We start from the raw sequence: 8,419 nt of genomic DNA, 5'->3' as shown, positions 1-8,419 counted from the left end.
CCTGGATCCCGCGGTCGCCTTCTTTTGCTTACTTTTCTTGGCGAGACAAGAAAAGTGAGCGGCTGCCGGGCCGCCCCCGGCAAAGGTTGATCGAAGAGACTCCAGAATTAACTACAGACAAAGTCAGTCGGAACAGAACGAAACGAAACAAACCCAACCTCACCCCACCTTCTCCAACTTAGCCACACTCAAATCCAACAACTTCATCCCAAACTTCCCGAAGTTGATATGCGCCCGCGTGCTCCCGCCGCCGCCCTCGATGTTGACGATGACACCCTCGCCAAACTTGGCATGCGCCACATTCTGCCCAATCCGCCATCCCGAATCCGGCCGGGAAAAATTCTGCGCGATCTTGTTGTTGCCGGATTCAGGCGCCGCATCCCAGGCCGATTTCGGCTGTGCGAACCAGCTGTGTTGCTGCTGCTGAATCTTCGGCGACAACCACTTGATCGATTCATCCGGCAATTCATCGAAGAAACGTGAGCGCATGTTGTAGCGCGTCTGGCCGTGCAACATGCGCGTCTGCGAAAAGCTCATGTACAAACGCTTGCGCGCGCGCGTGATGGCGACGTACATCAAGCGGCGCTCTTCTTCCACGCCGCCTTCTTCCTTGGCGCTGTTCTCGTGCGGGAACAGGCCTTCTTCCAACCCGGTGATGAACACCGCGTCGAATTCCAGGCCCTTGGCCGAGTGCACCGTCATCAGTTGCAAGGCGTCCTGCCCGGCCTGCGCCTGGTTGTCGCCGGCTTCCAGCGAGGCGTGCGAGAGGAAAGCTGACAGCGGCGACATGATCGTCGTCAGCGACGCGTCGGCATCGATGATTTCAATGCCGTCGGCGGTCGTGATGGAGGTGCCGGCAACGGCTTGCGCCTGCGGTCCGAGGAAGGCCGGCGCATCGAGGCCGTAGCCTTCTTCCGACACGAACAAGGTCGCGGCGCTGACGAGCTGCTCCAGATTCTCGATCCGGTCGGCGCCTTCTTTTTCGTTCTGGTAATGGGTGAGCAGACCGCTGGCGTCGAGCACCACCTGCACCATTTCCTGCAGCGGCAGATTCTGCGTCTCGAAACGCGCGGCTTCAATCAGCTTGATGAAGCCGTTCAATGAAGAGCCTGCCTTGCCGGCAACGTAAGGCACCGCCGCATACAGCGAGCAGTTGTACTGGCGCGCGGCGTCCTGCAATTGCTCCAGCGCCTTGGCGCCGATGCCGCGCGTCGGGAAGTTGACCACGCGCAGGAAAGCGGAATCGTTGTGGAGGTTGTCCATCAATTGCAGATAGGCGATCGCGTGCTTGATTTCGGCGCGTTCGAAGAAGCGCTGGCCGCCGTACACGCGGTAAGGAATCGCCGACGAAAACAAGGCATGCTCCAGCACGCGCGACTGTGCGTTGGAGCGGTACAGCAAGGCGATCTCGCTGCGCGACCAGCCTTCGGCGATGAGGTTCTTGACCTGTTCGATGATCCATTGCGCCTCCTGCAGGTCGCTGCTGGCTTCGAACACGCGCACCTGCTCGCCATGGCCGGCGTCGGTGCGCAGGTTCTTGCCGAGGCGCTTGCTGTTGTTGGCGATGAGGATGTTGGCGGCGTCGAGGATGTGACCGTGCGAGCGATAGTTCTGCTCCAGCTTGATCAGATTCTGCACGCGGAACTCGCGCTCGAAGGCCGTCATGTTGCCGACATTGGCGCCGCGGAATGCGTAGATGCTCTGATCGTCGTCGCCCACCGCAAACACGGCGCCGCTGTCGACCTGTCCCTGACCGGACATCAGCTTGAGCCATTTATATTGCAGGTCGTTGGTATCCTGGAACTCGTCCACCAGCACGTGGCGGAAACGGCGCTGGTAATGCTCGCGCAGCGGCTGGTTGCGCGACAGCAGCTCATACGTGCGCAGCAGCAGCTCGGCAAAGTCGACCACGCCTTCGCGCTGGCACTGCTGGTCGTACAGGTCGTACAGCTCGACGAACTTGCGGTTGTAGTCGTCATGCGCTTCGACGTCCTTGGCGCGCAAGCCCTGATCTTTCGCACCGTTGATGAAGTACATCAGGTTGCGCGGCGGATACTTCTCGTCGTCGACATTCATCTGCTTGAGCAGGCGCTTGATGGCAGACAGCTGATCCTGCGAATCGAGGATCTGGAAAGTCTGCGGCAAGGCGGCGTCGCGGTGATGCGCGCGCAGCAGGCGATTGCACAAGCCGTGGAAGGTACCGATCCACATGCCGCGCGTGTTGATCGGCATCATCGCCGACAGACGCGTGAGCATTTCCTTGGCCGCCTTGTTGGTGAAGGTCACCGCCAGGATGCCCGAGGGCGACACTTGCCCGGTCTGGATCAGCCACGCGATGCGGGTCGTCAGCACGCGCGTCTTGCCTGATCCGGCGCCTGCCAGGATCAATGCGGATTGTGCAGGAAGGGTGACGGCGGCGAGCTGCTCGGCGTTGAGATTGTGGAGAAGATTTTGCATCCCGCGATTATACGTGGGTGCGTCATCTTCAGCGCGCCATCGCCCTTGATTCTTCCCTCGAAAAATTCGCCGAACCAGGCCAAATCCCGCGCCGCCAGCAGGTTTGCGGCAACAGGAGTAAAATTCCGCACTGCAACATGGCATTGAGGCCGGTTGCCCTCTCTTACTCCCTATCATGTCCGAAGAAGCTCTACGTTCCACATCTACTGCCGCCACTGAAGGCGCGCCTGTCAGCACCCCTGCGCAATCCGCCGTCATCGTCCAGATCCTGTCGACGGTGTTGTTCACTTTTCTTGCCTATATGACCATAGGCATCCCGCTGGCGGTCTTGCCGGGCTACGTGCATCTGGACCTGGGCTACAGCTCCTTCATCGCCGGCCTGTCGATCAGCGTGCAATACCTGTCCACCTTCATCACGCGCGCCCAGGCCGGACGCATGGTCGACACCATCGGCCCCAAGAAAACCGTCATGCGCGGCATGCTGGCCTGCGTCGCCAGCGGCGTGTTCCTGGTGCTGGCGGCCTGGTCGTCGGAACTGCCGTGGCTGAGCCTGTCCATGATCCTGGTCAGCCGCTTCTGCCTCGGCATCGGCGAAAGCCTGGCCGGCACCGGCTCCATCATCTGGGGCATCGGCCGTATCGGCGCCGCGCATACCGCGCGCATGATCTCGTGGAACGGCATCGCCACCTACGGCGCGCTGGCCATCGGCGCACCGCTGGGCGTGGCCTTGCAGCATGTTGCAGGCTTCTCTTCGATCGGTTTTCTCGCGCTGGCGCTGCCGCTGATCGGTTACCTGATTGCGCGTCGTCGTCCTGCCGTGCCGGTGGTACGCGGCGAACGCCTGGCCTTCCGCCTGGTGCTCAATCGCGTGCTGCCTTACGGCATCGGCCTGGCGCTGGGCACGGTCGGTTTCGGCGCGATTGCCACCTTCATCACGCTGTATTACGCCAGCCATAACTGGTCCAACGCGGCATTTTCGCTGACGCTGTTCGGCGGCTTCTTCATCGGCTCGCGCCTGCTGTTCGCCAATTCGATCAATCGTTTCGGCGGTTTCCGTGTCGCCATCGCTTCGTTCGCGGTGGAAGCTGCCGGCCTGAGCATCCTGTGGCTGGCCGGTTCGGCGGAAGTCGCCATGGTCGGCGCGGCATTGGCCGGCTTCGGCTTTGCGCTGGTGTTTCCATCGCTGGGCGTGGAAGCGGTCGGCCTGGTGCCGGCGCCCAATCGCGGCGCGGCGCTGGGGGCGTATTCGGTCTTCCTGGATCTGGCGCTGGGTATCACCGGTCCGCTGGCCGGCTTGATCGTGGGCCAGTTCGGTTACGAAGAAGTCTTCCTGTTCGCCGCCATCGGTGCGCTGTGCGCGGTGGCATTGACGCTGTCGCTGTATCGCCGTTCTCAGCTTGCCAAAGAATAATCGATAGCAATAATCGAACCTCATACCTTGTGATGGAGTCAATCATCCCTATGTCTTATTTATAGGGTTGCGGTTTTGGCATAAAATCGCGAAGTTGCATTCCATCACACCAAGGAGCAAAACAATGGCAAAAAAGAACGTGGCAGCGATCAACATCGGCATCAACGACAAAGATCGCAAGAAGATTGCAGACGGCCTCAGCAAACTGCTGGCCGACACTTACACGCTCTATCTCAAGACCCACAATTTCCACTGGAACGTCACCGGCCCGATGTTCAACACGCTGCACCTGATGTTCGAAGGCCAGTACAACGAACTGGCGCTGGCGGTCGACCTGATCGCCGAACGCATCCGCGCACTGGGCTATCCGGCGCCGGGTTCGTACAAGGACTTCGCCAAGCTGTCGTCCATCCCTGAAGCCGAAGGCGTGCCTGCCGCCGACGACATGATCCGTCAACTGGTGGCCGGCCAGGAAGCCGTCACCCGCACCGCGCGTTCGCTGTTCCCGGCTGTCGATGCCGCCGCCGACGAACCGACCGCCGACTTGCTGACACAACGCATGCAATTGCATGAAAAGAATGCGTGGATGCTGCGCAGCCTGCTGGAAGGCTGAGGAAATAAGAAAGACGAAAAGGCCGCTGCTTTCGAACGAGGCAGCGGCTTTTTTCAATCCGGCGCGCTGACGTCACAACAGATTTGAACATTCCATTGCGTTCGACAATTTGCTTCGATACACTTGGCGTACCGTTCACGCTGCAGCCTTACATGGCTCCCCGATATTCGAAGACATTCGGGTCGGACTCACACCCACATCATCAAAGTATTCGCCGTCGCCTGCAATGCCGGCAGGCAGCGCGCGGTCGCTTCGGCTTTCGAACAGCTGGAGGTCATCATCGAAACGCTCAACGCACCGATTAAAACACCCCGGCGGCTCTTGATCGGCACCGATATTCCACGCATGCCGATTTCATACTGGTTTTCGGTGACGCCGAAACCATCTTCGCGGATGGCGATCAACTGCCGCAACAGTTGCTCCTTGTCGGTGACGGTCAAGTGGGTATAGGCGATCAGCTCGATGCGTTCCAGGTAGGCGCGCAACTCGGCGTCCGGCAGGGCCGACAACAGCACCCGGCCGGCGGTCGAGGTATAGGCCGGCAAGCGGGTGCCGGGTTCGAAGCCGGTGGTCAGCAGGCGCGGCGCATTGACGCGACTGACATACACGACGTCGTCCCCTTCCAGTACGGAATAGTTGGTCGACTCCTGCAACTGCAGCGTCAGCCGCTGCAGGAAGGGCACCATGGCGCGCGGCAACCGCGCCGAATCCAGGTAGGAGCGTCCCAGGTTCAGCACCTTGGGCGTGAGCCAGAAGTTGCGGCCGTCGGTTGCCGCCAGGCCGATGTGCACCAGGGTCAGCAAATAACGGCGCGCCGCGCTGCGACTGAGCGCCACTTTTTCCGCCAGCTCGCTGGCCGTAAGGCGCACCGTATCGTCATTGAAGGCGGTAATCACGTCGATGCCCTTGATCAAGCCGTCGATCAGATCGCGCCTGGCGATTTCCACTTCCTGCAACTCCGTTTTTTTCATGCCAAATAACTCCCAAAATGCGCGCTAATCGCGCATTTTGCGCGATTAGCGCAGTATTGCATATTTTCCCGGCTATTTTTCCGGGTGCGCCATTCCTATACTTGGCCTGACCATTTCAGCCAAGGATCAGCATGACCGCGCAAGAACATAATCCGGAACCGAATAATCCGCTCGGCATCGACGGCATTGAATTTATCGAATACGCCAGCGCCCAGCCCTTGGCGCTGGGCGCCTTGCTGGAGCAGATGGGATTTGTGCCGACCGCCCGTCATCGCTCGCGGGAAGTCACCTTGTACCGCCAGGGCACGATGAATGTGATCGTCAATGCCGACCCGTCTTCGCTGCCGCAAGCCGACGGCGAACCCCAGGCGACAGTCATCAGCGCAATTGCCTTGCGGGTGCGCGACGCCGACGCCGCCTACCGCCATGCCATCGAGATGGGCGCCTGGGCGATCCAGACGCGCGCCGGCGTGATGGAATTGAATATCCCCGGGGTGCATGGGGTCGGCGACTCGATCCTGTATTTCGTCGATCGCTTCCGCGATTTTTCCATCTACGACGTCGATTTCAAGCCGATCCTGAATGCCCCGGCCAATCCGCCTGCGCTGGCGGGCATGCATTTTTTTGGCGTGGTGCAGACGATAGGACGCGATCGTTCGCCGGAATGGATCGATTTTTACCAGCAACTGATGGATTTCCGGCCGCTGCCGCAAGGCCGCTATTTTGGCGTGTTGCCGAAAGGAGTCTTGCTGGAAAGCCCCTGCCATCGTTTTTACCTGCAACTGGTAGAGCCGCCGGAAGGCGCCGCCGGCCTGCAGTGGGATGAACAACTGGTGCGGGTCGGCATCGGTGCGCCCGATGTGCTGGAAGCCGTGCGGCAACTGAAACAAAGAGGCATCGTCTTCATCGACCGCGAACCGACGCAAGCCAGCGAAAAAGGCGCGTTGACCCAGCTTTACAAGAGCGGCATCAGTTTCGAACTGGTAGTCAGTCACCAAAATATCAGCCACCAGAATATCAGCCGGCAGGAGCAGGCACATGCTTGAGATTTCCGGCAGCACCCGTATTTTCCCGGTCATCGGCTGGCCGGTCGAGCAAGTCAAAGCGCCAACCTTGTTTAACGCTTATTTCAAGCGGCATGACATGGATGCCCGCGTCATTCCGCTCAAGGTTCCACCGGCCGCTTACATTGCGTCGGTGCGCATGCTGATGGCGATGGAAAACGTAGGCGGCATCCTGGTCTCGATCCCGCACAAGCCGATGAGCGTGGAGGCGGTAGACCAGCCGACTGAGCGCGCCGTGCTGGCGGGCGCCTGCAACGCCATCTATAAAAGCAAGGACGGCCACCTGATCGGCGACCTGATCGATGGCGAAGGTTTTGTGCGCGCCTTCGACCGCACCTGCGGCGACACGCCGTTCGACTGGCCGCGCGCCAGAGCCCTGGTGGTCGGCAGCGGCGGTGTCGGCTGCGCGGTGGCGGCGGCGCTGGCGGCGCGCGGCATTCGCCATGTCGCCATTTACGATACGCGCCGCGAACAGGCTGAGGCGTTGCGCCAGCGCTTGCAGAAAATGTTCGGCAGCACGGAAGTCGTGATCGGCACGCCGTTTGCCGCAGGCTATGACCTGGTGGTCAACTCGACGCCGCTTGGCATGAGCCCGGACGATCCGCTACCGCTGGACCTGGACGGTATTGCGCCGTCCTGCATCGTCGCCGATTGCGGCATGAAGATTGAAATGACCCGCTTGCTGGTGGCAGCGCAGCGCCACGGCTGCCGCATCCAGAAGGGGCGCGAGATGATGATCGAACAAGCGCCGCTGTACCTCGAACTGTTCGGCTGGCCGGGCATATCGTCGGATGCGTTTCGCGTGTTGGAGGCGATATGAACCTGAGCAATTTCGGCATGGACAGCATCACGTTGGCAGGGCCGCTGGAGTCAAAATTAAATGCTTCCAAGGCCGCAGGGTTTTCACAGATCATGTTGTGGGCCAAGGACCTGGCCGGCCATCCGGGCGGCCTGGAACAGGCGGTGCGGCTCGTCAAGGCTAGCGGGGTGCGTGTGACCGGGATCCAGGTCATGCGCGATTTCGAAGGCTTGTCCGGCGCCTTGCACGAATACAAACTCGACATCGCCAAGAACCTGTTGCAGGTGTGCCAGGCGGTAGGCGCGCCGTTGCTGATGGTCTGTTCCAGTACCTCCAGCCACGCCAGCGGCGAGCTGCCCCTGATCGCGCGCCACCTGGCAAAACTGGCGACCCTGGCGGTGCCGCTTGGGGTGCGCATCGGTTACGAAGCGCTGTCCTGGGGCCGGCATGTCAATCAATACCAGCAGTCGTGGGAAGCGGTAGAGATGGCCGATCACGCCAACCTGGGAGTGGTGCTCGACTCCTTCCACATGCTGGCGAACCAGGCCGATCTGGATGGCTTGCAAGATATTCCAAGCGACAAGATCGCCATGGTGCAGCTGTCCGATTTCATGTGGCGCGATATCCGCAGTGCCGAAGAGCGGCTGGAAACGGCTCGTCATCTGCGCGTATTTCCGGGCGAGGGCGCGCATTCGAAGGAGTTGTCGGCATTGTTGCGGCGGCTGGACCGCGGCGGTTATCGCGGCGACTACAGTTTCGAAGTCTTCAATGACGATTACTTGCAACTGTCGCCCGAGATCGTGGCCCGCCGTGCGCATCGCGCCGCCAAGTGGGTCACCGACCAGGTGCTGCGGCGCAGCCTGCAGGTACGCCAACCCCGTGCCGGGCATCCGACGATGGCTTAACCGTCCGCAGTACACCATATAAAAAATAATAGCTGCGACCAAAAACAATAACGCGGCTTCACCAAGGAGACAGCATGACCCCACGCCAGAAATTCGTTCCCGCTATGAACGGCCCCAACCGGAATCTACCGGACAGTCGCGCACAGCAGTTCGCACTGTAGTTATTTCCGCGAGTAGCGGCGGCCGATCAGCCGCCGCC

Annotated in this window: 7 protein-coding genes; 5 read left to right on the top strand and 2 right to left on the bottom strand. The window is 60.7% G+C overall.

What is annotated here, in order from left to right; genetic code table 11:
* Positions 1 to 159: 159 nt before the first annotated feature.
* Positions 160 to 2,457, bottom strand: a complete 2,298-nt coding sequence (locus PMI16_RS20075) for a UvrD-helicase domain-containing protein (RefSeq protein WP_007882952.1) — start codon at positions 2,455 to 2,457, stop codon at positions 160 to 162.
* A gap of 175 nt (positions 2,458 to 2,632) precedes the next feature.
* Between PMI16_RS20075 and PMI16_RS20070 the strand changes: the two genes are divergently transcribed.
* Both PMI16_RS20070 and PMI16_RS20065 read left to right on the top strand, forming a co-directional pair.
* A complete protein-coding gene (locus PMI16_RS20070; RefSeq protein ID WP_007882950.1) occupies positions 2,633 to 3,868 on the top strand; it encodes an MFS transporter in 1,236 nt (411 codons plus the stop codon).
* Between the two features lie 124 nt (positions 3,869 to 3,992).
* Entirely contained in the window at positions 3,993 to 4,481 is a 489-nt protein-coding gene (locus PMI16_RS20065; protein ID WP_007882949.1) for a Dps family protein, read from the top strand.
* Between the two features lie 188 nt (positions 4,482 to 4,669).
* On the opposite strand, the gene PMI16_RS20060 is transcribed toward PMI16_RS20065, so the two are convergent.
* Complete coding sequence (locus tag PMI16_RS20060) at positions 4,670 to 5,452, bottom strand: IclR family transcriptional regulator domain-containing protein (RefSeq protein WP_007882946.1); 783 nt, start codon at positions 5,450 to 5,452, stop codon at positions 4,670 to 4,672.
* 131 nt (positions 5,453 to 5,583) lie between these two features.
* Here PMI16_RS20060 and PMI16_RS20055 point away from each other — a divergent pair, with 131 nt between their 5' ends.
* From PMI16_RS20055 to PMI16_RS20045, 3 genes are read left to right on the top strand one after another with little or no spacing between them, the layout of a single operon-like run.
* Entirely contained in the window at positions 5,584 to 6,498 is a 915-nt protein-coding gene (locus PMI16_RS20055) for a 4-hydroxyphenylpyruvate dioxygenase (RefSeq protein WP_007882936.1), read from the top strand.
* Positions 6,491 to 7,336, top strand: coding sequence for a shikimate dehydrogenase family protein (locus PMI16_RS20050; RefSeq protein WP_007882933.1), 846 nt, complete (start codon positions 6,491 to 6,493; stop codon positions 7,334 to 7,336). The genes PMI16_RS20055 and PMI16_RS20050 overlap by 8 nt, the downstream gene beginning before the upstream one ends.
* Positions 7,333 to 8,220: a sugar phosphate isomerase/epimerase family protein gene (locus tag PMI16_RS20045; RefSeq protein ID WP_007882929.1), complete on the top strand. Its 888-nt coding sequence runs from the start codon at positions 7,333 to 7,335 to the stop codon at positions 8,218 to 8,220. Before PMI16_RS20050 ends, PMI16_RS20045 begins: the two co-directional genes overlap by 4 nt.
* Positions 8,221 to 8,419: the final 199 nt, after the last annotated feature.

Origin of the sequence: Herbaspirillum sp. CF444, from assembly GCF_000282135.1 — a bacterium.
GTDB lineage: Bacteria > Pseudomonadota > Gammaproteobacteria > Burkholderiales > Burkholderiaceae_D > Herbaspirillum.
The sequence above is the reverse complement of the archived record's forward strand: the minus strand, read 5'-3'. Positions and strand labels throughout refer to the sequence as shown.